Here is a 26832-nt window from a genome sequence, read left to right as displayed (position 1 = left end):
GCGATGGCCATCGAACCCCGAAAACCACCGTCGCAGTTGCTCCCAAAACTGCAGAGGGCGCTGGGTGGCAGCGCGGGCTGGAGCGGTTTTGTCATCCAGCTCGTGTTCGTCGCCGCACTGGCCTGGATCGCCTACGAGATCGTCGCCAATGCCCGCGCCAATCTGCAGGCGCAGCGGATTACCGCGGGCTTCGGCTTCATGGTCAACACGGCAGGTTTTGACGTCAGCCAGAACCTGATTGCGTATTCAGGGTCCGACAATTACATCCGCGTTTTCCTGGTCGGCCTGCTCAATACGCTGCTGGTCTCGGTGATCGGAATCTTCTTCGCCACCGTGATTGGTTTCCTGGTGGCGCTCGGCCGCCTGTCGCCGAACTGGCTGCTGTCGCGCATCGCCGGCGGCTATGTCGAGCTGATCCGCAATCTGCCGCTGCTGTTCCAGATCCTGTTCTGGTATCTGGCGGTGCTGGCTGCGCTGCCCAATCCCAGGCAGAGCATCTCGGTGCTCGACACCTTCTTTCTCAGCAATCGCGGCTTGGTAATCCCCAAGCCGATCGGCGAGCCGGGTTTCGAACCGTTCGTCATCGCGTTGCTGATCGCGATCGTCGCTGCGATCGCGTTGTGGCGCTATTCCCGGCGTCTGCTGTTCCAGAGCGGCAAGGTGATCAAGGTCTGGCCTTATGCGCTGGGCCTGGTGATCGTTCTTCCGCTCCTTGCGACGCAAATCTTCGGCGCGCCCGTAAAGTTTGAAATACCGGCCCTGAAGGGCTTCAACTTTTCCGGTGGCTCACGGGTCATTCCGGAATTCGTCGCCCTGACATTGGCGTTGTCGACCTACACCGCCTCCTTCATCGCCGAAATCGTGCGCGCCGGTATCTTGTCCGTTCACAAGGGGCAGATGGAAGCCGGCTCCTCGCTTGGGCTGCAGCGTGGCTCGGTGCTGCGGCTGATCGTGATCCCGCAGGCCTTGCGCGTGATCCTGCCGCCGCTCACCAACCAGTATCTGAATTTGACCAAGAACTCCACGCTGGCGGTGGCGATCGGCTATCCTGATCTGGTCTCGGTGTTTGCCGGCACCACGCTGAGCCAGACCGGGCAGGCGATCGAAATCATCGGCATCACCATGGGCGTCTACCTCGTGATCTCGCTGGTCACGAGCGCGATCATGAGTTTCTACGGATGGCGTATCGGCCGGAGTATGGGGTGATGAGCGAGACCACACCATCCGTTTTCGTGCGCGGGGAACTCGTCGGCGAGCGTCCAGCACCGATCAAGACCACCGGCTTTGTCGGCTTCCTGCGCACGCGGCTGTTCAATTCGCCGACCAACGTCCTGATCACGATCGTCAGCGCGTTGCTGCTCTGGTTCGTCGCCGTGCCCGCGCTGAGATTCGTGCTGATCGATGCGGTCTGGACCGGCAACGACCGCACCGCGTGTCTCGCCAAAAACGCCGGAGACGTGGTTGGCGCCTGCTGGCCGTTCATTCAGGCGAAAATCGGTCAGTTCATTTACGGCTTCTATCCGGAGCCGGAGCGCTGGCGGGTCAATCTGGTCTTCCTCATGGCCGCGATCCTGCTGCTGCCGCTGCTGATTCCCCGGGCGCCGGCCAAGGGCCTCAACGCCGGACTGTTCTTCATCGCATTGCCCGTCATCGCGTTCTTCCTGCTGCATGGCGGCGGATTGCGCGGCCTCGGTGTCAGCTGGACCGCCGGGCTTTTGTCGGGGTTCAACGACAGCATCGGCGACAGCGGGCGCAAGCTGGCCGCCGCGGGTGAGGCGACGGCGGTGATCGGACCGCTGCTTTGGCTGCTCGGTCAACTGATCGTGCTGCTCTCGACGATGGTTTCCTGGCTGCTGTTGCCGCTGACCTGGCTGCGCGACCAGGTCCAGGCTTTTGGCAGTCCGCTGTGGGCCGATTTCGCATTGACCACCATCATCGCCTGCGCCCTGGTGTTCTGGTTCGCTGGCGGCTTGCGCGCCGGCTCACGTCCTCTGATCACCTGCCTTGCGATCTTCGCTGGCATTGGCATCGTCATCGCGGTCATGGGACTGGACCGGGGTGGCTTGCCCGTTGTCGATACGCGGCTATGGGGCGGGTTGCTGGTCACACTGGTGGTAGCGGTCACCGGCATCGTCGCATCGATGCCGATCGGCGTTGCGCTCGCGCTCGGCCGGCGCTCGTCGATTCCGCTGATCCGGATTTTCTCGATCGCCTTCATCGAGTTCTGGCGCGGCGTTCCGCTGATCACGGTGCTGTTCTTCGCAACCTATATGTTGCCGCTGTTCGTTCCGGCGGGGTTCACCATCGACGGATTGGTGCGCGCCCTGATCGGGATCGCGCTGTTCACCGGCGCCTACCAGGCGGAAAACATCCGCGGCGGCCTGGCGGCGATCCCGCGCGGGCAGGGCGAGGCGGCAAGCGCGCTCGGCCTGTCCTGGGCCAAAACGACCGGGCTCATCGTGATGCCGCAGGCGTTGCGCCACGTCATCCCCAGCCTCGTCAACAGTTTCATCGGCCTGTTCAAGGACACCTCGCTGGTCTCGATCGTCGCGCTGTTCGATCTCCTGGGATCGTTGCGCGCGTCGTTTTCCGATCCAAACTGGTCGACGCCGACCACGTTGTTCACCGGCTTTGCGTTCACCGGGATCATCTACTTCATCTTCTGCTTTGGCATGTCGCGCTATTCGCTGTTCGTCGAGAACAGGCTGAACGCGCATCGCCGCAATTGAGTGAATGAGCATGAGCACAGATCAGATCGTTGGCATCAAGGCTCTCAACAAATGGTACGGGGACTTTCACGTCCTGCGTGACATCAACCTCGGTGTCGCCAAGGGAGAGCGCATCGTCATTTGCGGTCCCTCAGGCTCGGGCAAGTCGACGCTGATCCGCTGCATCAATGCGCTGGAGGAATTCCAGGAAGGCGAGATCGTCGTCGAGGGCATCGAACTTGGGCCCAATTTGCGGCGCGTCGACGAAGTCCGGCGCGAAGTCGGCATGGTGTTCCAGAGCTTCAACCTGTTTCCGCATTTGACCGTGCTGGAGAACTGCACGCTGGCGCCGATCTGGGTGCGCAATATCCCCAAGAAGGACGCCGAGGCGACCGCGATGAAATATCTGGAGCGGGTCAAGATCCCGCACCAGGCCAGCAAATATCCGGGGCAGATGTCTGGCGGTCAGCAGCAGCGCGTGGCGATCGCCCGCGCGCTGACCATGAACCCCAAGGTCATGCTGTTCGACGAGCCGACCTCGGCGCTCGATCCGGAAATGGTCAAGGAAGTGCTCGACACCATGGTCGATCTCGCCAATGAAGGCATGACCATGCTGGTCGTCACGCACGAAATGGGGTTCGCGCGCGAAGTCGCCAATCGCGTCGTGTTCATGGACGCAGGCCAGGTGATCGAATCCAACACGCCGGAAAACTTCTTCGCCAATCCGCAGCACGCGCGGACCAAGTTGTTCCTCAGCCAGATATTGCGGCATTAGCTTCGTCGGGTGGGCAAAGCGAAGCGTGCCCACCATCAAGGTACGATATCTGGATAGATGGTGGGCACGGCGCCAATGCGCTTTTGCCCACCCTGCGATTTCGCGTCCGCCTCACACCTTCTCGAACGGCAGGTCGACCTTCGGGCGCTTCTCCAGCCATTCCGGCACCGGCAGATTCTTAGCTCGCATGAAAGCCGGATTGAACAGCTTTGACTGATAGCGGCCGCCGGAATCGGCAAGGATGGTCACGATGGTCTTGCCGGGCCCAAGCTGCTTGGCGAGCTGGATCGCGCCCGCGATGTTGACGCCGGTGGAGCCGCCGAGACAAAGGCCCTCGTGCTCGGTTAGGTCGTAGATCACCTTTACGGCTTCCTCGTCCGAGATCAGAAAGGCGTCGTCGACCTTCGCGGTCTCGATGACCGGCGTGACGCGCCCGAGCCCGATGCCCTCGGTGATCGAGTCTCCCGGTGTCGATTTGGCCGTGCCGTTCTTGAACAGCTCGTACATCGCAAAGCCATGGGGATCGGCGCAGGCGTTGACGATGCCCGGATGCTTTTCCTTCAGATAGCGGCTGGTGCCGGCCAGCGTGCCGCCGGTGCCGACCGAGCAGATGAAGCCGTCGATCTTGCCGCCGGTCTGCTGCCAGATCTCGGGGCCGGTCGATTCGTAGTGCGCCTTGGCGTTATCGAGGTTGTTCCACTGATCGGCGAACAGCACGCCGTTCGGCTCGCTCTTGCGCAGCTGCGCGGCGAGCCGTCGTCCGACGTGCTGGTAGTTGTTCGGATTGGAGTACGGCAGCTGCGGCACTTCGATCAGTTCCGCGCCGCATAGCCGCAGCATGTCCTTTTTTTCCTGGCTCTGGGTTTCCGGGATCAGGATCATCGTCCGGTACCCACGCGCGCTCGCTACGACGGCAAGACCGATGCCGGTATTGCCCGCGGTCGCTTCCAGAACCAGGCCGCCGGGCTTGAGGTCGCCGCGCTTCTCGGCTTCCAGGATCATCCATTTGCCGGCGCGGTCCTTCACCGACTGGCCGGGATTCATGAATTCGGCCTTGCCGAGAATGGTGCAGCCGGTCGCTTCGGAAGCGTGCTTGAGCTTGATGAGCGGCGTGTTGCCGATCGCTTCGATGACGTCTTTGTTGAAGGTCATTTGGAATTGCCGGTTTGCTTTGCCTGATCGTTGGGCGAACCCTAAAGGACGGCTGCCGGGCATACAAGCCAGCGCTTAAGTCGCAGCCGGTCATCCGGATTTGCGAACACCACCTGACGCGCCGCGATATTTCCCTGACGGCATCAGGTTCGGCCAGGGCGCGCGGAAATTGCTTCGCCAGATCGCGAGCGCCTTGGCATAATCTTGCCCGGAAATGCGCTTGCGGATGACGGGAAAAGCGAGCCGTTCGCCGAGCGAGGCGACGGTTGCTGAGGAAGGCGACAAAGTTCACGGAGCCGATGATGGTGACGTTGTCCGCCAGGCCGGAGTTCGCGATCAATGACTGGATAATGCTTCGACAGGATCGAGGCCGCAGCATTGCCGGCGATTCCCTTTCCGACACCAGGCGACCCGCATTTGTCCCCTTCGTGGAAGCTGCGCAGGGAGTTCCCGGAGTATCGAATCGGCCGCAGGCGCGTTTTCATGCGCGAAGATGGATTTGGGCAGTGGGAATAGCGGAAAAAACCCGTGAAATCTTCGTAAGGTTTGGACGATCCGACATCATCCCGATCGCGTTCCAAGGCCGATAAAATAAGGCTAACTTGCACTTTTGATCGTCGATTGGCGCGCTGGCGCCAGCGATCGTCGGGATGGTTCCAGGACTGTCCGCGCCCTGATCGCAAGGGTAGTATGACGGCTCGGTTCCAACGGAAGCATCACCCCCGTGAACGGGTCGCAGACCACTCAAACAAGCGTTCATCGCGGGCCACGCCGGAATTTGCCCGGTGGAGAACGGGTGTGACCCAGCGAATACCGGGGGCTGTGGTTGAAGGCTGGCGAATGCGGTTTCCAGGTGTAAGCCGGTTGGCGCGGTCGTTCGCGGTCGTAGGGCTGGTCGCCAGTTCGGCGGGCTGCATCCTGACCAAGGATCTGCCCGATCCCGCGCTCGACGTCCCCGACGGCTACAAGGCCGCCCGCCTGACCAAGCCGCAGGACGCGCCGCCGACGCTCGACTGGTGGCGCGGTTTCCGCTCGCGGGAACTGACGACGCTGATGGAAGAGGCCCAGACCGTCAATCTGGACATTGCCGCCGCCACCGCACGCTTCGTGCAGGCCGATGCGCAGGCCCGGATTGCCGGCGCGGCGTTGCTGCCGAATCTGAGCGGCACCGGTTCGGAAAGCTATTCCCGCACCTCCGGCTCGAGCGCGAGCGGCCTTACCAATGGCGGCCGCGAGGTCGTCAACTATCAGTCCTCGCTCAGCGCCAGCTATGAGCTCGATTTCTGGGGCAAGAATCGCGACGCCGCCCAGGCGGCAGAAGAGACCGCCGTTGCCAACCGCTTCGACCGCGACGTCATCGCATTGACCACGCTGACCACGGTTGCCAACGCCTATTTCCAGGTGCTCGCGGCGCAGGACCGGATTCGCACCGCAGAGCGCAACATCGCCAGCGCGATCCGGATCCTCGAAGCGATCAAGCAGCGGCTGCAGGCCGGCACCGGAAACGATCTCGACGTCGCCCAGCAGGAAACCGTCGTGGCCAACCAGCGCGCGCTGGTGCCGCCGCTGCGGCAAACGCTCGACCAGAACATCAACGCGCTGGCGACGCTGGTATCGCGGCCGCCGGAATCGGTGCGCGTCATCGGCGGCACGCTGAACCAGGTTGCCTCGCCCCGCGTCACGCCCGGACTGCCGTCGGAGCTCCTGACGCAACGCCCCGACATCAGGCGCCAGGAAGCCCAGCTGGCATCCGCCACCGCCAATGTCGGCAACGCCCGTGCGCAGTTTTTCCCGAGCATTCAACTGACCGGGCAGGGTGGCTATCAGAGCTCCGCACTGACGTCGCTGTTTCAGCCGCACGCCGCGTTCTTCAGCATGGTCGGCAGCCTGACCCAGCCGATCTTCGACGGCGGCAGGATCCTCGGCAATTTCGAATACACCAAGGCCCGGCAGGATGAACTGCTGCAGACCTATCGCAAGACGGTGGTGCAGGCCTTTGCCGATGTCGACAATGCGTTGATGTCGATCCGCCAGACCACGGAGCGGCTGCGGCTGCAGCGCGAGGTGGTGGCGTCCTCGCGGCGGGCGTTTCAACTGTCCGAGCAGCAATTGCGGGCCGGAACTGCCGACATCGTAACTGTGCTAAATACGCAATTGACGTTATTCCAGGCGGAAGATTCGCTGTCGCAGGCCCAATTGGCCCGGCTGCTCGCGATCGTCAGCCTGTATCAGGCGCTGGGGGGCGGCTGGGAGCCTAGGATGGAAAGGCCGGTCGATGCTCTTTAAGCCGGAGTCAGAGGAAGACACCAAACCCCCGGAAGTGCGCAAGCCGGGTTTCTGGTCGCGCGTGCTCAAGCGCATGGTCTCGTTGGCCGTGACGCTCGTGATCCTGGGCGGGCTCGGCTACATCGGCTGGTACGCGTTTCAGCCTAAGCCTAATGCCGGCGGCGGTGGTCGCGGCGGTGCGCGCCTCGACCTGCCGGTGCCGGTGCTGGCGGCGACGCCGCGCACCCAGGACGTGCCGGTCTATCTCGATGGCGTCGGCTCTGTCCGCGCGCTGAATAACGTTCTCGTGCGCGCCCAGGTCGATGGCAAGTTGATCTCGGTGAACTTCACCGAAGGCCAGGACGTCAAGAAGGGCGACGTGCTGGGCGAAATCGATCCGGTGATCTACCAGGCGCAATATGATCAGGCGGTTGCCAAGAAGGCGCAGGACGAAGCCCAGCTCGCCAACCAGAAACTCGATCTCGCGCGTTACCAGCAGCTCGCGGCGTCCAACGCCGGATCGAAGCAGCAGGCCGATACGCAGCGCGCTTTGGTGGCCCAGCAGGAAGCGCTCGTGAAGGCCGACCAGGCCGCGATCGACAATGCGCAAGCCACCCTCGGTTACACCAAGATCATCGCACCCCTGTCGGGACGCGCCGGCCTGCGCCAGGTCGACCAGGGCAATATCGTGAAGGCGTCGGATGCGACCGGTCTCGTCATCATCACCCAGCTGCAGCCGATCGCGGTACAGTTCAGCCTGCCGCAGCAACAGATCGTGCGGGTCAATGCCGCCGCCGCCAAGGGCGCACTCGCGGTCGACGTCTTCGGCAATGACGGCGTCACCGTGGTCGACACCGGCACGCTGAAAGGCATCGACAACCAGGTCGACCCGACCACGGGAACGCTGAAACTCAAGGCGGAATTTCCCAACGCCAAATTCCAGCTCTGGCCGGGTCAATTCGTCAATGTGCGGCTGAAGGTCGAAACGCTCGACAAGGCGATCGTGGTACCGACCTCGGCGGTCCAGCGCGGTCCCGCCGGGACGTTCAGCTACGTGATCGGCCCCGGCGATATCGCAACCGCCAAGCCTGTCGTGGTGACGCAGCAGAACGAGCACGATGCCGTGATCGCGAGCGGGCTTTCGACCTCCGACCGTGTGGTGACCACGGGCTTTGCCAATCTGTCCGACGGCGCCAAGGTTCTGATCGGCACCGATGACCGGGCGCCGACCGCCGACCTCGCGCCGCGCAAGCGCAGCCGCAGCCCCGACGGCAAGGGCGGTCAGGGTGGCCAGGCCAAGGAAGGACAAGCCAAAGACGGCGAACACCGCGGCAGGCGCGAACGCGGCGAGGGCGATCAAAAAGGACAGACCGGGCCGGCACCGGCAGGCCAACAATCGGGCGGGCCTGCGAAATCGCAGCCATGAGGACGCAACCATGAGCGTCTCCGAACCATTCATCCGCCGGCCGATCGCGACCTCGTTGCTCGGGATCGCGCTGTTGATCGGCGGTGCGCTCGGCTATTGGGCGTTGCCGGTGTCGGCGCTGCCGCAGGTTGATTTCCCGACCGTGCAGGTCACGACGCAACTGCCGGGCGCCAGCCCGGACGTGGTGGCGTCGCTGATCACGGCGCCGCTGGAGCGTCAGCTCGGCCAGATCCCGTCGCTGTCGTCGATGCAATCGACCAGTTCGTTCGGCGTCAGCCAGATATCGTTGCAGTTCGATCTCAACCGTGACATCGACGGCGCCACCCAGGACGTGCAGGCCGCGATCAATGCGGCGGCCGGCATCCTGCCGAAAAACCTGCCGTACCCACCGACCTATGCCAAGGTCAACCCGGCCGATGCGCCGGTCTTGACGCTGGCGCTGACGTCGGAGACGATTTCGCTGCGCGCGATGAGCGATATCGCCGACACGATTTTGGGCCAGCGGCTCAGCCAGATTTCCGGCGTCGGCCGTGTCGCGGTGCTCGGCGGGCTGAAGCCTGCGGTGCGGGTGCAGGCCGACCTTGCGCGGCTCGCCGCCTACGGCATTTCGATGGAGGATCTACGCGCCGCCATTGCCGGGGCCAACGTCTCGGGCCCGAAGGGATCGCTCGACGGCGCGCAGCAATCCTACACCATCGCTGCCAACGACCAGATCGCGGCCGCGGAGGCCTACAAGCCGATCATCATCGCCTATCGCAATGGCGCACCGGTCACGATCGGCGACGTCGCCATCATCATCGACGGGCTGGAGAACGACCGTACCGGCGGCTGGTATCAGGGCACGCCGGCCGTCATCATCGACATCCAGCGGCAGCCCGGCGCCAATGTGATCGAGGTGGTGCGCCAGATCCGCGAGGAAATTCCGAAGGTGCAGCGCGCGATCCCGGCGGGCGTCAAGCTGACCATCGTCAGCGACCGCACCGTCACCATCCGCGCCTCCGTCCATGACGTGCAGTTTACGCTGATCCTTTCAGTGGTGCTGGTGACGCTGGTCGTGCTGCTGTTCCTGCGCTCGCTGCGTGCCACGCTGATTGCGGGAGTGGCGCTGCCGTTGTCGCTGATCACGAGCTTCGGGATCATGTATTTCGCGGGCTTCAGCCTCGACAATCTGTCGCTGATGGCGCTCACGATCGGCACCGGCTTCGTGGTCGACGACGCCATCGTGATGATCGAGAACATCGTCCGCCACATGGAAGACGGCGAGTCGGTCATGGAGGCCTCGCTGAAGGGCGCCAGCGAGATCGGCTTCACCGTGATTTCGCTGACGGTGTCGCTGATTGCGGTGTTCATCCCGCTATTGTTCATGTCCGGCCTGGTCGGCCGCATGTTCCGCGAATTCGCGCTGACGCTGACGATCGCGGTGGTGACGTCGGCGGTCGTCTCATTGACGCTGACGCCGATGATGTGCTCGCGGCTGCTCAAGAACGTCCATGAGGAGTACGCCGTTCCGGGGCTCGCCGCCGTCAGCCGCTTCATCGACCGCACGGTCGAGCTCTATCACCGCACGCTATTGTGGGTGCTGCAGCGCCAGCGCGCCACGCTCGCCGTGACGTTCCTCACCATCGTCGCTACCCTGGTCATGTACGTGGTCGCGCCGAAGGGGTTTCTGCCGCTGCAGGACACCGCTTCGATCACGGCGGTGACCGAGGCCGGGCCCGACGTTTCCTTTGCCGAGATGCAAAGCCGGCAGATGGCGGCGGCCGCCGCGATCCAGGCCGATCCGGACGTGGTCGGCGTGGTCTCCGTGATCGGCGCAGGCTCGGTCAATCCGACCACCAATGTCGGGCGGCTGGTGATGACGTTGCGCCCGCGCGGCGAGCGGCACGACGACATCATGGTCGTGGTCAACCGGCTGAAGCAGCGCACGGCCTCGATCCCCGGCATGACCATCTATTTCCAGCCGGTGCAGGATGTGCAGATCTCGACCCAGTCGAGCCGCTCGCAATACCAGTACACGCTGACCGGCACCGATTCCGCCGAAGTGACCAAATGGGCCAACAGGCTCGTCGCCGAAATGCGGCGGGATCCGTTGTTCCGCGATGTCTCGTCGGAAGCGCAGGAGGGCGGCTTGCGCGCTGCGCTCGATATCGACCGCCAGCGCGCCGGCCAGCTCGGCGTCAGCCTGCAAGTCGTGACCGATACGCTGAACGACGCCTTTGCGCAGCGGCAGATATCGACCATCTACGGCCAGGCCAACCAGTACCGCGTGGTGCTGGAAGCCATGCCGATGTATCAGCGCGATCCTTCGATCCTCTCGAAACTCTACGTGCCGGGTGTGGCGGCAACGCCGGGAAGCCCGGCCGGTCAGGTGCCGATCTCGGCGATCGCGACGCTGACGCGGACCACCGCGCCGCTGGCGATTTCGCATCACGCGCAGTTCCCCGCCATCTCGCTCAGTTTCAACCTGGCGCCGGGCGAAGCGCTCGGCGACGCCGTCGAGGCGGTCAAGTCGATCGAAACCCGCATCGGCATGCCCGGCAGCATCGTCGGCGTCTATGCCGGCGACGCGGCCGAGTTCGCCAAATCGCTGGCCGGGCAGCCATGGCTGATCCTGGCTGCGCTGGTCACCATCTACATCGTGCTCGGCGTGCTCTATGAGAGCTACATCCACCCGATCACCATTCTCTCGACGCTGCCCTCGGCCGGCATCGGCGCCATTCTGGCGCTGATGCTGTGCGGCCAGGACCTGTCGGTGATCGGACTGATCGGCATCATTCTCCTGATGGGCATCGTCAAGAAGAACGCGATCATGATGATCGACTTTGCCCTTGAGGCGGAGCGTCACAAGGGCATGTCTGCGAACGAAGCGATCGTGCAGGCCTGCCTGTTGCGCTTCCGCCCGATCATGATGACGACGCTGGCTGCCCTGTTCGGCGCGCTGCCGCTGGCGCTCGAAAGCGGCACCGGCGCGGAATTGCGTTTCCCGCTCGGCGTCTCGATCATCGGCGGCCTGCTGCTGAGCCAGCTGCTGACGCTCTACACCACGCCCGTGATCTATCTGGCGCTCGACCGGCTCAACCGCAAAATCGACAAGGCGGTGCCGGAGCCGGGGCCTGCCGGGCCGCCGGTCGCCGGCGCCACCGAGGGGATGCAGTAATGGCATCGATCTCGATCTCGGAGCCCTTCATCCGCAGGCCGGTAGGCACCACGCTGCTGGCGATCGGGCTCTTTCTGGTCGGGGTCGTCGCCTATGTGTTTCTGCCGGTGTCGGCGGTCCCCAACGTCGATTTTCCGTCGATCCGGGTTTCCGCCACGCGGCCGGGCGCCGACCCCTCGATCATGGCGTCGACGGTTGCGGCCCCATTGGAGCGGCGGCTCGGGCAAATCTCGGGCATCGACCAGATCACCTCGACCAGTTCGCTCGGCACCACCAGCATCCAGTTGCAGTTCGCGATCGGCCGCAACATCGACCGCGCCGCGCGCGACGTGCAGGCGGCGATCAACGCCTCGCTGGCGGATCTGCCGAGCGACCTGCCGTCACTGCCGCGGTTCCGCAAGGCCAACCCGTCGGCGGCGCCCGTGTTCGTGCTGGCGCTGACCTCGAAGACGCTGACGACGAGCGCGATGTACGACGTCGCCGATACCGTGATCGCGCAGCGCATCTCGCAGGTGCCGGGAGTGGGCGAAGTCACCGTCAGCGGCGCGGATCAGCCCGCGGTACGGATCGCGCTCAACCCGGTCGCGCTGTCCAATGCGGGCATCGCCACCGACGACGTGCGGCTGGCGATCGTCAATTCCAACCCACTCGGCCCGGTCGGGATCTTCAACGGCGGCCGCCAGAGCGAGACGATCTCGACCAACAAGCAGATGCGCACGGCGGCCGAATTCCGCGACATCATCATCAAGAGCTCGGGGGGCAATTTCGTCCGCCTCTCCGACGTGGCCGAGGTGGAAGACTCCGTCCGCAACAGCCGCTCGATCGCCTGGTTCAACAAGCAGCCGGCGGTGCTGATCCAGATCACCAAGCAGGGCGACGCCAACGTCATCGATACCGTCGACCGGGTGAGGGCGCTGCTGCCGGAATTGCAGCAATGGCTGCCCGGCGGTGTGGAGATTTCGACGCTGGTCGACCGCACCGGCACCATCCGCGCCAGCGTGCTCGACATGCAGTTTACGCTGCTGGCGACTGCGTTCCTGGTCATGGTGGTGGTGTTCGCCTTCCTGCGGCGGCTGACGCCGACGATTGCCGCCGGCGTCTCGGTGCCGCTGGCGCTGGCCGGCACCTGCGCCGGGATGTGGCTTGCCGGTTTCTCGATCGACAATCTGTCGCTGATGGCGCTCGCGATTTCGGTCGGCTTCGTGGTCGACGACGCCATCGTGATGATCGAGAACATGTACCGCAATCTCGAGCAGGGCATGGCGCCGCTCGCCGCGGCACTGGAAGGCGCCAAGCAGATCGGCTTTACCGTGCTGTCGATCAGCCTGTCGCTGATCGCGGCCTTTACGCCGCTGATCTTCATGGACGGGATCGTCGGGCGGCTGCTGCGCGAATTCTCGTTGACGCTGACCTTTGCCATCGTGGTGTCGACCGTGGTCTCGCTCACGGTCACCCCGATGATCTGCGCGCATTTCATCAAGGAGGCGACTTCCGATCGTGCCACCTGGTTCGACCGGCTGGTCGAGGGCACGCTGTCGCGCACCGTGTCGTTCTACACCTGGACGCTGCGGCGGGTGCTGGAGTTTCCGTATCTTACCCTGGTCGTGTTCTTTGCCACCATCGCATTGACGGTGACGCTCTACATCAAGACGCCGAAGGGCTATTTCCCGACCGATGACAGCGGCTTCATCATCGGATCGACCCGTGCTTCCCCCGACATCTCGTTTCAGGCGATGCTCGGCCTGCAACAGCAATTGGCCGATATCGTCATGGCCGACCCTGCGGTCGCCGGTATCGGCTCCTCGCTTGGCAGCGGCGGCGGTCCCGGTGGCGGCGGCTCCAACCGCGGCACCATGTTCATCAGCCTGAAGCCACCGGAGGAGCGGGCGGGGCAGTCGACTTCCGATGTGATCGATCGCCTGCGCCGGGCGCTCTACCGCGTCGCGGGCATCCGCCTGTTCATGTTTGCCGCCCAGGATATAAGGACCGGCGGACGGCAGAGCGATTCCGACTATCAGTACACGCTGTCGAGCACCGACCTCGATCTGCTGCAGAAATGGGCCCCCATCGTCGGCAAGCGCATGGAGACCGTCGAGGGCATTACCGACGTGTCCTCTGACCGCGATCCCGGCGGGTTGCAATTGTCATTGGTGATCGACCGCAAGACGGCGTCGAGCTTGGGTGTTCGCGTCCAGGACATCGACAACGCCTTGAACAACGCGTTCGCGCAACGGCAGATTTCGATCATCTACACCCAGCGCAACCAGTACATGGTGGTGCTGGAGATCGACCCGAAGTTCCAGGCCGATCCGTCGAACCTCGAACGCATCTTCGTCGCCGGCGCCAACGACGCGCAGGTGCCGCTATCGGCCGTCGTGCGCTATCAGCGCGGCCTGTCGCCGCTGGCGGTCTATCACTCGCAGTCGTTCCCCTCGACGACGGTGTCGTTCAACCTGCTGCCCAACGTGCCGCTCGAGGTCGCGACCACCAACATCCAGCGCGCGGTCGACGAGCTGCATATGCCGGAGGGCATCCGCGGCAGTTTCGACGGCAATGCCGGCGACTTCAACAAGACCAGCGGCCGGCAGCCGCTGCTGATCCTCGGCGCGCTGGTGGCGATGTATATCGTGCTCGGCGTGCTCTATGAGAGCCTGGCGCATCCCCTGACCATCATCTCGACGCTGCCTTCGGCGGGGCTCGGCGCGCTGCTCGCACTGCAGGTGACCAACACGCCGCTGACCGTGATCGCCTTTGTCGGCATCATTCTGCTGATCGGGATCGTCAAGAAGAACGGCATCATGATGGTGGATTTCGCGCTCGACGCCGAGCGTCACCGTGGCCTGTCGTCGGCGGACGCGATCTTCGAGGCCTGCACCGCCCGGTTCCGGCCGATCCTGATGACGACGCTGGCGGCGCTGTTCGCGGGCATTCCCCTTGTCATCGCGACCGGCCCGGGCACCGAGCTGCGCCGGCCGCTCGGAATTACCATCATCGGGGGATTGTTCGTGTCCCAGATCCTCACTTTGTACACGACACCCGTGATCTACCTTCTGATCGACAGGTTGCGGCGGCGGTGGTCCGAACCGGCCGCAATCCAGGCGCCGGCGGAATAATCGCCGGATCGGCCCTGAATTGTTGATGGGGTGGGCGGCGCAGCGTATAGCGGGCGGATGTCAAAACAATCCGAAGCCAAAGCCACACCTGACGCAGAAGAAGTGCCGGAGTGCGCCGATTGCGGCAAACCGCTGCCGTTGTGCATCTGTGACAGCATCACGCCGATCGAGAACAAGGTTTCGCTCCTGATCCTGCAGCATCCGCAGGAGCAGGACCGGACGCTGGGTACGGCGCGCCTGACGGCGCTCCATTTTGGCGACGCCGTGCTCAAGATCGGATTGTCCTGGCCGAGCCTCTCCAAGGCGCTGGGGCGGCCGGTGGACGATCCCTCGCGCTGGGCGGTGCTGTATCTTGGTTCCGCCAAGGTCAGCGAGCTCGAGACCGAGAACGAAATCGTCGCGATCAACCGCAAGGGCGAGATCGAACCGCATCAGCGCGCTATCCTCAGCGATATCGAGGGCATCGTGCTGCTCGACGGCACCTGGAGCCAGGCCAAGGCGCTGTGGTGGCGCAATGCGTGGATGCTGAAATGCCAACGGGTGATTCTTGGGCCCAAGCGCGCCTCGCGCTATGGAAAGCTCCGCAAGGAGCCGCGTGCCGACGGGCTCTCCACGATCGAGGCCGCGGCGATGCTGCTGGCGGGGTTGGAGAAGCGGCCCGATATCGCCGAAACGCTCAACGGCAGTTTCGAGCGGCTGTTGACGCGTTATCGCGAGGTTCAGACCACCATGCCGGAACTCGCACCCAAGCCGAAGAAGCGCGATTATCGCCGCCGCAAGGGGGTTAAAGCCCGCGCCAAATAATGCTAGCGAAGGTTGCGAGCGACGGGTTGTCTGTCGTCAAAGCCGAAAACATCAGCAGAAAGTACCGATGCAATCGCTTGAGTCGCAACATGACGAGGTTGTCGTCGGGCCAAGCGACCGCAATTTCGGGTTGACGATGGCCGCGTTTTTTTCGCTGATCGGCGGTTACGGTCTCTACCAGGGTTCGTCTCATGCGCCGTTCTGGCTGGGCGCCGCCGCGGTGCTCGCAGGCCTGACCCTGTGGCGCCCGCAGACCCTGAACCCCGCCAACCGGGCATGGCTGAAGCTCGGGCTTCTGATGTATCGCGTGGTCAACCCCGTCATCATGGCCTTGCTTTTCTTTGGCACGATCCTGCCGATTGGGCTGGCCATGCGCCTGTTCGGCAAGGATTTCCTCAATCTCGCCAGGGATCGTTCATCGTCGACCTATTGGCTGCCGCGCTCCGATCCGAGACCACCATCGCAATCCATGCGGCAGCAGTTCTAAGGTCCGCCTGATGTCGTGCCTGCACGAGCCATTTGCCTCTCCGGGATCGCTTTTTGGTTCGCGTGATGCCCGTATGGAAGGATTGCCGGCCGTGAACAACGGCTCAGCGCTGACGTCGTTCGTCTGTACCCTGTTTTGAGTGGCGACGTGCGGATCCTCGGCATCTCCGCATTCTACCACGACAGCGCCGCAGCCTTGCTGGTGGACGGCAAGATCGCCGCCGCCGCGCAGGAAGAGCGTTTCACGCGCAGGAAGCACGATCCGAATTTTCCGGCCGCCGCGATCCGTTATTGCCTGTCGGCGGCGGGCATCAGCGCAAGCGAACTCGATCACGTCGTGTTCTACGAAAAACCGTTCCTCAAATTCGAACGCCTGCTCGAGACCTACCTTGCATTCGCACCGCGCGGCTTTCAGTCGTTCCGGAAGGCCATACCGGTCTGGCTAAAGGAGAAGCTGTTCCAGAAACGCCTGCTCCGCGACCATCTCCTGGAGATCGACGGCAGCGTCGATTGGGAAGTGAAACTGCTGTTCGCCGATCATCACCAGAGCCACGCGGCCTCGGCGTTCTTTGCCTCGCCGTTTGCTGAGTCCGCGATCCTGACGCTGGACGGCGTCGGCGAATGGACGACGACGTCGGCCGGCTACGGCCGGGACAATGCGCTTGACCTGACGCGCGAGATCAATTTCCCGCACTCGGTGGGGCTGCTTTATTCGGCCTTCACCTATTACACCGGCTTTCGGGTCAATTCCGGCGAGTACAAGGTGATGGGCCTCGCGCCCTACGGCGAGCCGAAATATACAAAACTGATCCTCGACCACCTCGTCGACCTCAAGGACGACGGCAGCTTCCGGCTCGATCTGCAATATTTTGATTATTGCACCGGCCTGACCATGACCAACGGTCGGTTCGACAAGCTGTTCGGCGGCAAACCGCGCAAGCCGTCCGAGCGCCTGGACCAGCGCCACATGGATCTGGCCGCTTCGGTGCAGCAGGTGACGGAAGAGATCGTGCTGCGGCTGACCCGCAGTCTGGCCCGCGAGGGGCAATCGGAGAATCTGTGTCTGGCCGGCGGCGTGGCGCTGAACTGCGTCGCCAACGGAAAAATCCTGCGTGAGCGCACCTTCAAGAACATATGGGTGCAGCCTGCCGCGGGCGACGCCGGAGGCGCGGTCGGCGCGGCGTTGGCGGCGTATTATCAGTTTGCCGGCAAGGCGCGGGCGGCGCCCGCCGGCGATGCCATGGCGGGCGGCTATCTCGGGCCGTCATTTGCGCAAGCCGAGATCGAGCAGCGCCTGGCGCAGGCGGGGGCGGTGTTCACTGCGCTCACCGATGACGCGCTGATCGAAAGCACCGTCAAAGCGCTGGTTGCGGAGAAAGCAGTCGGCTGGTTCCAGGGACGGATGGAATTCGGCCCGCGCGCGCTTGGGGCGCGGTCGATCCTCGGCGATCCCCGCTCACCGAGGATGCAAAGCTCGCTCAACCTGCGGGTCAAGTTCCGCGAAAGTTTTCGTCCCTTCGCACCGGCCGTGCTGCGCGAGGATGTCGCCGAATGGTTCGAACTCGACGGCGACAGTCCGTACATGCAGATCGTCGCCGATGTGCTGAAGAAGCACCGTCGGCCCGCCAATCCCGGTGATGAAAAGCTGTTCGGTATCGAACGGCTCAATATCCCACGCTCGGACATCCCGGCCGTGACCCATGTGGATTATTCGGCGCGGATACAGACCGTGCATGCCGACACCAATGCGCGCTTTCATGCGCTGCTGACGGCCTTCAAGGCCGAAACCGGGTGCCCGGTGCTGGTCAACACCAGCTTCAATGTCCGCGGCGAGCCGATCGTGTGCACGCCGGAAGACGCCTTCCGCTGCTTCATGGGCAGCGATATCGAAGTGCTGGTGGTCGGCAATTGCTTTCTGCTCAAGGAAGACCAGCCGACGTCGCTGAAGCTCGACTACAAGAACGCGTTCGAGCTCGACTGATCGCACGGCGGGGCGGATCGCGGGTTTCAGAAATCCACGGATTTGGAGTTTCAGAACTTTGTCGATGGGGAAACGAGGAAGGTTGCCTAACCCATTGGCGGGCTGTATTGATCCGCCCCGATGGGGCCACGTGGCGGAGTGGTTACGCAACGGTCTGCAAAACCGTGTACACCAGTTCAATTCTGGTCGTGGCCTCCATCCAACCATTTGATTTTTCAGCGCAATTTTATTGATCCCTTGTCCCTCCGATCCGACCTGCTACCGGATTGCTACATTCGTTTCGGCACGGTTCCTGAGGGCCGTTTTTAGCGCGGCGTCGACAGTCGCAACCGCATCTTCCTGCATCCCCGGAATAACGTGGCTATCGAGGGTCCAGGGTGATCCCGACCTTGGAGTGCCCCAAGCGCTCGCTGGCTACTTTGGGGTGGACGCCATTGGCGAGCAGGTGAGTCGCATGGGCGTGTCGGAGGTCGTGGAACCGGAGCCGCGCCAGCGATGTCTTGGCGATCAGCCGCGCCCATTGCTGCGAAACATAAATCGGCTGGACGATCGAGCCGTCCGCATGGGCAATTACAAGATCGTCGTCGGATAGGCCTATGCCGGCAACGTTCAGGCCGCCAGCGCCGGCATCTGAAAGACTTCCCGCCTGGGTGCCCAACGTGCGCAGGCGGGTCTAAGCCAACGGCGCTCGCCGCATCAGCAAGACTCTTACCCGCCATGCGATTAGGGCAATAATTGACATGATCAGCACGATCGCGCTCAGCGAAACAATGAGATGTAACCCCGACGAGCCGTCGTTCAGAAGCGAAGCTCGGCCGGTCGCGCCTAGAAAGGAATATAAGAACACTTGCGGCGCGGTGAAAATGAAAGTTGATATTGAGTACGTCACGACGTCAATTTTTGTCAGGCCAAACAGGTAGTTTTGGATAGCTCCAGGAAGGGGCATTCCCATGCGCATCAGGGCGATTATGCGCCAGCCTTCCTCGTCTACGGCGCGTGCAACAAGGTCGAAAGTCGGCTTCCGCTCAAGCTTTTTGCGAATCCAATTTGACGCGACGTAGCGGGAGGTCAAGAAAGCAAGGATGCTGCCGATTGTTCCGCTAACTAAGATGATCACAGCGACCTTCCAGCCAAAAGCTGCGCCGGCAGCGCAAATGAGCGGCGTGCGCGGAAACACGACAAAGGCCATCAATACAAATACGAGGCAAACGGCCATCACCGAGCCCGGTGTGAGACTGCCAAGGCCCTGAAACCAGCTGATTATGTCTGAAGGCAATGCGAAAAGATTCGGTTTTGAAAGATGATGCAGCCGATCGTCGCGGCTGCTACCATTTTGCTACCCAACTAGGTGGAGAGCAAGGTCTAGGCGGTACGACGGAAGCAGAACTGTAAAACCGTGTACACCAGTTCAATTCTGGTCGTGGCCTCCATCCATATAATCAATAACTTAGCTCGATTATATGAGGGGCCGGACGAACTTCAGGCCGTCGTCAGGCTCAGGCGCTTAGCAGGAGGCGTACCAGCCTTCAGGAAACGGAACCAGCGGCCAAGGGGCGCGGTTGTCGTTGGCGGGGCGCGGCGTTCGACGAAAGGGCAGGGTCTGGGCCACGAAATCATCCTCCGGTACGGGCGCAATGGCCGTTTTAACGGCGTTCAGCAATAGGTCGAACTCAACTTCGCTCATCGCGCTCTCCGGGGTTCCAGAGCGCACGTTCTCAAAACCGGTTTGTTTCCAGATTGAACGGATCGATCCAATTTTATCGATCGGCCAATCGCGGCAAACGTAGTTACTAAATGGTTGATTCCCCGAGGGGCACGGTAGACCCGAACGCCCAGCATAAAGTGTGAGAAAAATCACATTCCACGAAAATTATTCCGCGTATTCGGTCGGATGACGTCCGTGCTGTCAAGCCGGGCCGACCAGGGAGATGCGGACATGAAGACGCACGTGGCGCGAGTTGGAGCGGTACGCAGCCGGATCCGCCGCGCTTCGATGGTCGGTCTGCTCCTCGCGCTGTTCGCAGCGGGGTCGGCTAACGCCCAACAGGGCACGCCTGAGCAACGCCGGGCCTGCACGCCCGACGTCTACCGCCTGTGCGCCGGCGAAATCCCCAACGCGCGCGCCATCACCACCTGCCTGCGCCGGCAGAAGGCAAGCCTGAGCCCGGCCTGTGCGGCGGTGTTCGAGCAGTAGCCAGCTGCTGCACCGGACTCCAGGGCGCGACGTTCGTTCCCTTTACGAAGCGGGATCATTTCCTTAGATGCGATGAAAACTTCGCATTCAGGGAGCGATGCCGTCCATGAAAGCCACTGGATTGAAGGGCCCGCTTGCGGGCAAGGTCGCGCTGGTCGCAGGCGCCACCCGCGGCGCCGGCCGCGGCATTGCCGTTCAATTGGGAGCGGCGGGAGCAACGGTCTATGTGACCGGGCGCACGACGCGACAGCAGCAATCGGAAATGAACCGGCCGGAGACGATCGAGGAAACCGCCGATCTGGTGAATGCGGCCGGTGGCCACGGCATCGCGGTTCAGGTCGATCATCTCGAACCCACGCAGGTACAGGGCCTGCTCGATCGCATCGCATTCGAGCAGGGCGCCCTGCATATCCTGGTGAACGACATCTGGGGCGCCACCCGGATGGAGTGGAACAAGCCGGTCTGGGAATCCTCTCTCGACTATGGCCTGCGTACACTCCGCCTCGCCATCGATACCCACGCCATCACCAGCCATTTCGCCGCGCCCTTGCTGATCAAGACGCGCGGCGGATTGGTGGTCGAGATGACCGACGGTACCGACGCCTACAACGCCACGAATTACCGGGTCTCGTTCTTCTACGATCTGGCCAAGGCCGCGGTGAACCGCATGGCCTTCGCTTTAGCCCATGAACTGGCGCCGCACGGCGGAACGGCGGTATCGCTGACGCCGGGCTGGTTGCGGTCGGAAGCCATGCTCGATGCTTACCGCGTCACTGAGGCGAACTGGCGCGATGCCACCAAGGTCCAGCCGCACTTTGCGATATCGGAGAGCCCGGCCTTCGTGGGCCGCGCCGTCGTCGCACTTGCCGGCGATCCCGACGTTGCGCGCTGGAACGGAAAATCGCTGTCGAGCGGCGAACTGGCAACAATCTACGGATTTACCGATCTCGACGGCAGTAGGCCCGATGCGTGGCGATACGTCGTCGAGGTCCAGGACGCCGGCCGGCCTGCCGACGTGACCGGCTATCGCTGACTTGCTATTGCTGACTTTCTATTGCCGACTTGGGCGCGATCGGCACTCATATCTCCAGCGCCGCCAGATTCTTCGGCAGCATCCGCTTGAACAGCGTCAGCATGCGCGTGGCTTGCTTCGGCTCCAGCGCGATCGCGTGGCGCACGGTGGCTGCGATCAGCGTCATGACCAGCTGCGAGAACGACGCCAGCGCAGGAGAGGGCGCGTCCGGCGCGATCCGCCGCAGCGCCTCGTCGAGTAGACCGGCGAGATAAGCGCCGTCTTCCTCGTCGAGTTTTTGCAGCGCCCGGTCGGCCTGGGTGGCTTGCCAGATGTCGCGCATGACAGGTTCGTCGACGAACATCTGGTAGTAGCTGTCGACAATACGGCAGAGCGCCGGATGCAGGTCCCGGGCGCTCTTTACCGACGCCAGATCGCGGCGGACGCAATCTCGACCAACGGCATTGTAGCGCTCCGCCAGCGTGCCGATGATCGCGGTCTTGTCTGGAAAATATTGATAGAGCGAGCCGAAGGCCACGCCGGTCCGCTCGACGATGTCGCTCATCCGGAACGCTTCGCTGCCTTTCTCGGCCATGATTTCCGCCGCACTTTCAAGGATGCGCTCGAACCGCTCCCGGCTGCGTTGCTGCGTCGGAACCAGCCGCGCCAGGCCTTGCGCGCCGGTATCTGCCTGGTCCGGTCCGGTTTTCTTCTTCGCCGCCATCCGCCACCCCGTTCAAAAAAAGCCCTTGACCAATTTAATACGAGAGTTTATCGCATTTGACAAATCCGAGATATCCTCGTGTTTAATGAAAGGGAATTCCGATGTCGCAACTCCCGATCCTGATCATTGGCGGTACGGGCAAGACCGGCGCGCGCGTTGGGGCGCTGCTGCAGGCGCAAGGCGTCACCCGCCCGGTTTCACGCTCCACTTCAGTGCCGTTCGACTGGAATGATCCGCAGACCTGGCCTGCCGCGCTGGACGGCGTATCCAGCGCCTATGTCACCTATCAGCCGGATCTGGCGGTGGAGGGATCGACCGAGGCGATCACCGAACTCAGCCGGCTGGCGCGCGAAAACGGGCTGCAGCGCCTTGTGCTGCTGTCGGGCCGCGGCGAGCCCGGCGCGCAACGCGCCGAAGCGGCGTTGCAGGCCTCTGGCGTGCCATGGACCATCGTCCGCGCCAGCTGGTTCAACCAGAATTTCTCGGAAGGCTATCTGCTCGACGGCGTCAAAGCGGGCGAGGTCGCGTTGCCGGCGGGCGCGGTGCTTGAACCCTTCATCGACGCCGACGATATCGCCGATGTCGTGGTGGCGGCGCTCAACGACGAGCGTCACGCCGGCAAGCTCTATGAAGTGACGGGCCCGCGCGCGCTCTCTTTTGCACAAGCCGTGGCCGAGATATCAACCGCCGCCGGCCGGCCGATCGGCTACCGGCAGATCTCACCGGAAGCGTTTGCCGCCGGCATGCGGCCGTTCGTCCCTGAAGAGATCATCGCTCTCATGGACGAACTCTTCACCGTCGTGCTCGACGGGCGCAACAGCCGCATTGCCGATGGCGTCGAGCAGGCGCTTGGCCGTCCGGCCCGCGATTTTGCCGATTATGCCCGCAGGACCGCGGCGACCGGCGTCTGGAGGGGATGACCATGCTTCAATCTGTTATCACCGGACTGCTGTGGTTTTCCGCGATCGGCTGCGGTTTGATCGCGGGACTCTACTTCGCCTTCTCGACCTTCATCATGACCGCGCTCGGTCGCATCGGTCAGGTGTCAGGCATCACGGCCATGAACGCGATCAACGCCGTGATCGTGCAGTCGCTGTTTATGCCGCTCTTTCTTGGGACCACGCTTGCGAGTCTGCTTTTGGCTGTTGCAGGCCTGCTTCGCTGGGGTGAGCCGGGCGCCGCCGCGATGCTGGCCGGCGGCGTGCTCTATGCGATCGGCATGTTCGTATGCACAGCCGTCTTCAACGTGCCCCTGAACAACGCGCTGGCCGCCGTCGAACCCGCAAGTACCGAGGCCGCACCGCTATGGGCGCGCTATCTGACCGACTGGACGCTGTGGAACCACGTCCGGACGATTTCATCCACGCTGGCGTGTGCGCTGTTCATCTGGACGATCGCGGTGAGATAGGGCAACACGCGTCATCAGTGCTTTGCGGCGTTCATTCGACCTTTGGACGGCCGTCACCCCTAGAGCTTCGGCGTGGTTAAAGGCATAGTGTTGCAACCGCCATTAACGGCGGAAATGACAAGGGGGCGTCGCATGAGGATTTTCCCGATACTCGCGATTGGTTTGGCTCTGGCACTAGGCGCATGCGGGAGGGATCCTGGGCCCAAGGGCGATGCAGGTCCGCAGGGTCCGGCCGGCCCTCAAGGGGCGCAAGGCGTGCAGGGTATCGCGGGTGCGCAGGGCCAGCCCGGCGCACAAGGGCCTCAGGGCCCTCAGGGCGCGCCGGGTCCCAAGGGTGAGCCGGGCCCCAAAGGTGACAAGGGTGACGCGGGTCCCAAGGGCGACGCGGGCGTCGCCACCGTTCGAGCCGTTCAGGCCGACGGTGCGGTAAGCTGCGAATCGACGGAAATTTTGGTGTCGGTGTTCTGCCCGGGTGGCGGTGCCGCTGACGGCGCCAAATGCGGGGCGGCACCGACCGTTGGTTTGTGCCTGCGAAAGCCATAAGGCAAACCGGACTCTTGATTTCCGAACCCGCCGGTGCACGCCGGCGGCTTCGATTTGGCTGATCTCGGTGAGGCCATCTCAGCGAGAATGAACGATCGCCCGGCAAATATGAGATTGGATGCTGGCGCCCCGGGCAGGGTTCGCCAGCGAAGTGGGCAATCTTTGCGTAGGTGACTTCAGCGTCACAATTTCATTTGCGAGCACCGAGCAGTTCGCTGCTGCGCCCTGTGACGAAGCGCCTGATCCTCTCGTGTTGCAAGAAAAGCGAATCCCTCGTTGGACCGTTTGGCAATTCCCGGAGGAGCCCGCGGAGTGGCAAATACGAGCTGTGCTGCTCTCAATCGCTATTTCGAGGTACCTCTTTCGCCGCTTGTGTCCGTAGTCTTACGGTCGTTCAATTTAGTTCAATCAATCCATGTCGCCTTCATGTAGACGGTAATGAGAATTTGCGACGAGTTAGGGGCGGCCTCGCGAACAGCAGCACGAATGAATGACGTCTGCGACTTTGTCTCTGACCAAATCAAGAGACGCGACAAAAAAATTTCGAACATGTGCGTCCTTAGGGACTCGACATGAATAGGGCAGGGATTATGGCGTTCGGAGTAAATTCACAATAGTTCCAGATTCTGTCTAGTGTCAGCGCGTTTGCGTTGATCGCGCGCCGAAAATCGGCGGTGTCTTGTGAGTTGCTTTTCGAGTGCGATTGCTCCTGCTCTGCGTTAGCAGAGGAGTGAGCCGTGGGTCGCCTTGCGTTCACTAAAAAGACAGAGCCAGTCGACTGGTTCGAGATCGAATCGCGTGGCCGCGTATTTTTTTCACCGAAGTCGGAGCCGGCATTCGACTGGTCCGAAATTGAATCCCGCCTCCAGGAAATTTCCACACCGGCCGGACCGCCCGATGTTCTGGTCGAGCGGTGGGTGTCGTCGTCAAACGATCAGGCGGAGATTACCGATCGACCGGTGACCAATCCCAGTCATCCCCTCGGTTTTCTGTTCTCGCCGAGCGAAGGCGTCGCTTCGCCGTCGTCTCATCAAAACATCATTACAGAAATTGCAGGCCGCAATCGCGGCTTGATCCATCGATTGGGCTAACGGCGCGGTAGTCCACGCGCGAATTGTACAAATAGAATTGTGGAGTATTTATAATGGCAACCGGCGCAAGCGGCGAAACAATCCTCAACGGCACCACTGGCAGCGACAATTTGGTCGGCGGGAGTGGAAATGATTGTATTTACGGTAGTGATGGCGCCGACAAGCTGAACGGCGGATCGGGCGACGATACACTCAACGGCGGCAGTGGCTTTGACGATGTTAAAGGCGGTTCGGGCACCGATCTTTTAATCTTTAACGTCTGGGAGAATCAGTGGCGCGGTTCGACCGGCGTTCAGGAGTGGACATCGAGTCTCATTATCGCCTCGAACACACTCAACATTGCGGACAACACAACTGGTTATAATACAGTAAGCCCAAGCAATTTTACGGGACTAGATACTTATGATGGTGGCACCGGCTCCGTTGCACTTGGAAAGGGTGCGACCAGTCCGGATATTGATACGCTCCGAATTGTTCTCGGCGAGGCGCAGCTCCTAGATGCTGGCTTCATGGCCAAGTTCGCAGCAGATATCGCTGCGCTGAAGATCTTTATCATAAATAATACAAGCACCAAAACTCTACAGACCGGCACCGCTGAATTTTTATTCACAAGTATCAATCTGAAGATTTCGCAGATCGAGACGTTCGATATTCGCGATTGGAAGGGGAATGATTTCGGCCAGTCTTTGCCTGCGAACGTTACTTTTGGGGTTACGGTCGCCTCAGAGGCGTCCGGCAATGATGCATCGACGCAGTCGGCGACGATCAGCGAGGAGAACACCGCCGACGATACCGGTACGTTCACGATCGCCAAGGGAGGCGATGTTCTCACCGGGCCGAATACCGCCTCGGTAACGGTGACCATGAGCGGCACGGCGTCCGATGCCGACTTTAATGCTGCAGTAATTCAGTCAATCGCAAATGGGGCGACCGCCGCCGGGCTGACCGTCAGCGGTCAGACCGCTACCACTGTGACGTTGACCTGGGGTGCTGGTGATCCAAACAACTTCAACGTCAATCTGACTGCATTCAACGATCAACTGGTCGAAAGTGGTCAGACACTGTCGCTGACCCTGAGCGGGCAGAGTGTTTCCTATGGGACGGCAGTGGTGCCAGCCGGCCAGAGCGCGGCCAGCCTGACGATTACCGAGATCGACCAGGCGGTCAGCTTCAGCATGGCGGCCGACCAGACCGCGATCAGCGAGGAGGCCGGCGCTTCGGTCACCTTCACGATCTCGCTCACCGGCTTCCCGCTCAATCCGGGCAACAGCGCCACGGTTGACGTTGCGGCCTCGGGCTCCGCCAGCGGCGGCACCGACTACTCGCCGGCGCTGCTGGCGGCGCTGCAGACCGTGGCGGATGCAACCGCGGGCGTGTCGCTCAGCGGCTCGACGCTGACCTTTGACTCGAGCTTTGTCGGCTCGACGCTGGCGTTCACGGTTTCGGCGGTCAACGATGACTTGATCGAGGGCACCGAGACGATCGTGGCGACGCTGAGCAATCAGACGATCGTCGAGGGCACCGCAGCGATCACCACGGCCTCCGACAGCGTCGACCTTACCGAGATCGACCAGGCGGTCAGCTTCAGCATGGCGGCCGACCAGACCGCGATCAGCGAGGAGGCCGGCGCTTCGGTCACCTTCACGATCTCGCTCACCGGCTTCCCGCTCAATCCGGGCAACAGCGCCACGGTTGACGTTGCGGCCTCGGGCTCCGCCAGCGGCGGCACCGACTACTCGCCGGCGCTGCTGGCGGCGCTGCAGACCGTGGCGGATGCAACCGCGGGCGTGTCGCTCAGCGGCTCGACGCTGACCTTTGACTCGAGCTTTGTCGGCTCGACGCTGGCGTTCACGGTTTCGGCGGTCAACGATGACTTGATCGAGGGCACCGAGACGATCGTGGCGACGCTGAGCAATCAGACGATCGTCGAGGGCACCGCAGCGATCACCACGGCCTCCGACAGCGTCGACCTTACCGAGATCGACCAGGCGGT

At 62.6% G+C, this 26832-nt stretch carries 21 protein-coding genes, 1 tRNA gene and 1 pseudogene; 17 read left to right on the top strand and 6 right to left on the bottom strand.

All coding sequences use genetic code 11. From position 1 onward, the window contains the following. Positions 1–3 precede the first annotated feature (3 nt). From JQ600_RS19795 to JQ600_RS19785, 3 genes are read left to right on the top strand one after another with little or no spacing between them, the layout of a single operon-like run. On the top strand, positions 4–1206 hold the full coding sequence (locus JQ600_RS19795) for an amino acid ABC transporter permease (RefSeq protein WP_212261507.1): 1203 nt from the start codon (positions 4–6) through the stop codon (positions 1204–1206). Next, positions 1206–2729 carry an amino acid ABC transporter permease gene (locus tag JQ600_RS19790; RefSeq protein ID WP_212261504.1) on the top strand — a complete coding sequence of 508 codons (1524 nt, stop codon included), beginning with the start codon at positions 1206–1208 and terminating at the stop codon, positions 2727–2729. The genes JQ600_RS19795 and JQ600_RS19790 overlap by 1 nt, the downstream gene beginning before the upstream one ends. A 10-nt stretch (positions 2730–2739) precedes the next feature. Then, a complete protein-coding gene (locus JQ600_RS19785) occupies positions 2740–3483 on the top strand; it encodes an amino acid ABC transporter ATP-binding protein (protein WP_249133123.1) in 744 nt (247 codons plus the stop codon). 111 nt (positions 3484–3594) lie between these two features. On the opposite strand, the gene JQ600_RS19780 is transcribed toward JQ600_RS19785, so the two are convergent. Beyond that, entirely contained in the window at positions 3595–4635 is a 1041-nt protein-coding gene (locus JQ600_RS19780; RefSeq protein WP_212389305.1) for a cysteine synthase A, read from the bottom strand. A 132-nt stretch (positions 4636–4767) separates the two neighbouring features. After that, positions 4768–4896, bottom strand: a pseudogene (locus JQ600_RS19775) (SAM-dependent methyltransferase); the annotation flags it as partial. Positions 4897–5475: 579 nt separating this feature from the next. Between JQ600_RS19775 and JQ600_RS19770 the strand changes: the two are divergent. From JQ600_RS19770 to JQ600_RS19735, 8 genes are all read left to right on the top strand, one after another. Further along, positions 5476–6921, top strand: coding sequence for an efflux transporter outer membrane subunit (locus JQ600_RS19770; RefSeq protein ID WP_212389359.1), 1446 nt, complete (start codon positions 5476–5478; stop codon positions 6919–6921). Further along, complete coding sequence (locus JQ600_RS19765) at positions 6911–8326, top strand: efflux RND transporter periplasmic adaptor subunit (RefSeq protein WP_212389304.1); 1416 nt, start codon at positions 6911–6913, stop codon at positions 8324–8326. Before JQ600_RS19770 ends, JQ600_RS19765 begins: the two co-directional genes overlap by 11 nt. Before the next feature lie 10 nt (positions 8327–8336). Beyond that, positions 8337–11483 (top strand): efflux RND transporter permease subunit, encoded by a 3147-nt coding sequence (locus tag JQ600_RS19760; RefSeq protein ID WP_212389303.1) that lies wholly within the window; start codon positions 8337–8339, stop codon positions 11481–11483. Next, a complete protein-coding gene (locus JQ600_RS19755; protein WP_211995177.1) occupies positions 11483–14596 on the top strand; it encodes an efflux RND transporter permease subunit in 3114 nt (1037 codons plus the stop codon). Before JQ600_RS19760 ends, JQ600_RS19755 begins: the two co-directional genes overlap by 1 nt. A gap of 57 nt (positions 14597–14653) precedes the next feature. Next, the gene (locus JQ600_RS19750) at positions 14654–15400 is read left to right on the top strand and encodes a tRNA-uridine aminocarboxypropyltransferase (protein ID WP_212261479.1); all 747 of its coding nucleotides are present in this window, start codon (positions 14654–14656) and stop codon (positions 15398–15400) included. Between the two features lie 67 nt (positions 15401–15467). Beyond that, positions 15468–15887 (top strand): SxtJ family membrane protein, encoded by a 420-nt coding sequence (locus JQ600_RS19745; RefSeq protein WP_212465626.1) that lies wholly within the window; start codon positions 15468–15470, stop codon positions 15885–15887. Between the two features lie 147 nt (positions 15888–16034). Beyond that, the gene (locus JQ600_RS19740; RefSeq protein ID WP_212490048.1) at positions 16035–17867 is read left to right on the top strand and encodes a carbamoyltransferase; all 1833 of its coding nucleotides are present in this window, start codon (positions 16035–16037) and stop codon (positions 17865–17867) included. Between the two features lie 124 nt (positions 17868–17991). Next, positions 17992–18065: transfer RNA gene (locus JQ600_RS19735), tRNA-Cys, on the top strand. 163 nt (positions 18066–18228) lie between these two features. On the opposite strand, the gene JQ600_RS19730 is transcribed toward JQ600_RS19735, so the two are convergent. From JQ600_RS19730 to JQ600_RS19720, 3 genes are all read right to left on the bottom strand, one after another. After that, positions 18229–18525: a tyrosine-type recombinase/integrase gene (locus JQ600_RS19730; RefSeq protein WP_249135988.1), complete on the bottom strand. Its 297-nt coding sequence runs from the start codon at positions 18523–18525 to the stop codon at positions 18229–18231. Between the two features lie 15 nt (positions 18526–18540). Next, positions 18541–19083, bottom strand: a complete 543-nt coding sequence (locus tag JQ600_RS19725; RefSeq protein ID WP_212490047.1) for a TVP38/TMEM64 family protein — start codon at positions 19081–19083, stop codon at positions 18541–18543. Between the two features lie 288 nt (positions 19084–19371). Continuing rightward, positions 19372–19551 (bottom strand): hypothetical protein, encoded by a 180-nt coding sequence (locus JQ600_RS19720; protein ID WP_212490046.1) that lies wholly within the window; start codon positions 19549–19551, stop codon positions 19372–19374. A gap of 252 nt (positions 19552–19803) precedes the next feature. Here JQ600_RS19720 and JQ600_RS19715 point away from each other — a divergent pair, with 252 nt between their 5' ends. Next, positions 19804–20061: a hypothetical protein gene (locus JQ600_RS19715; protein ID WP_212465623.1), complete on the top strand. Its 258-nt coding sequence runs from the start codon at positions 19804–19806 to the stop codon at positions 20059–20061. Positions 20062–20167: 106 nt separating this feature from the next. Continuing rightward, the gene (locus JQ600_RS19710) at positions 20168–21094 is read left to right on the top strand and encodes an SDR family oxidoreductase (RefSeq protein ID WP_212490045.1); all 927 of its coding nucleotides are present in this window, start codon (positions 20168–20170) and stop codon (positions 21092–21094) included. Between the two features lie 46 nt (positions 21095–21140). On the opposite strand, the gene JQ600_RS19705 is transcribed toward JQ600_RS19710, so the two are convergent. Further along, the gene (locus JQ600_RS19705; protein WP_212490044.1) at positions 21141–21797 is read right to left on the bottom strand and encodes a TetR family transcriptional regulator; all 657 of its coding nucleotides are present in this window, start codon (positions 21795–21797) and stop codon (positions 21141–21143) included. A 101-nt stretch (positions 21798–21898) separates the two neighbouring features. On the opposite strand from JQ600_RS19705, the gene JQ600_RS19700 reads away from it, so the two are divergent. From JQ600_RS19700 to JQ600_RS19680, 4 genes are all read left to right on the top strand, one after another. Continuing rightward, positions 21899–22717 (top strand): NAD(P)H-binding protein, encoded by an 819-nt coding sequence (locus tag JQ600_RS19700; protein ID WP_212490043.1) that lies wholly within the window; start codon positions 21899–21901, stop codon positions 22715–22717. 2 nt (positions 22718–22719) lie between these two features. Beyond that, on the top strand, positions 22720–23205 hold the full coding sequence (locus tag JQ600_RS19695) for a DUF1772 domain-containing protein (protein ID WP_212389295.1): 486 nt from the start codon (positions 22720–22722) through the stop codon (positions 23203–23205). Positions 23206–24485: 1280 nt separating this feature from the next. Next, positions 24486–24839, top strand: a complete 354-nt coding sequence (locus tag JQ600_RS19685; RefSeq protein ID WP_212490041.1) for a hypothetical protein — start codon at positions 24486–24488, stop codon at positions 24837–24839. 53 nt (positions 24840–24892) lie between these two features. Further along, positions 24893–26832, top strand: a 1940-nt coding sequence (locus JQ600_RS19680; RefSeq protein WP_283815732.1) for a Calx-beta domain-containing protein, incomplete at its 3' end; no start/stop codon positions are given.

This window comes from Bradyrhizobium sp. AUGA SZCCT0176 (assembly GCF_018130145.1).
Taxonomy (GTDB): Bacteria; Pseudomonadota; Alphaproteobacteria; order Rhizobiales; family Xanthobacteraceae; genus Bradyrhizobium.
This window is presented reverse-complemented; position numbering and strand designations above follow the sequence as displayed.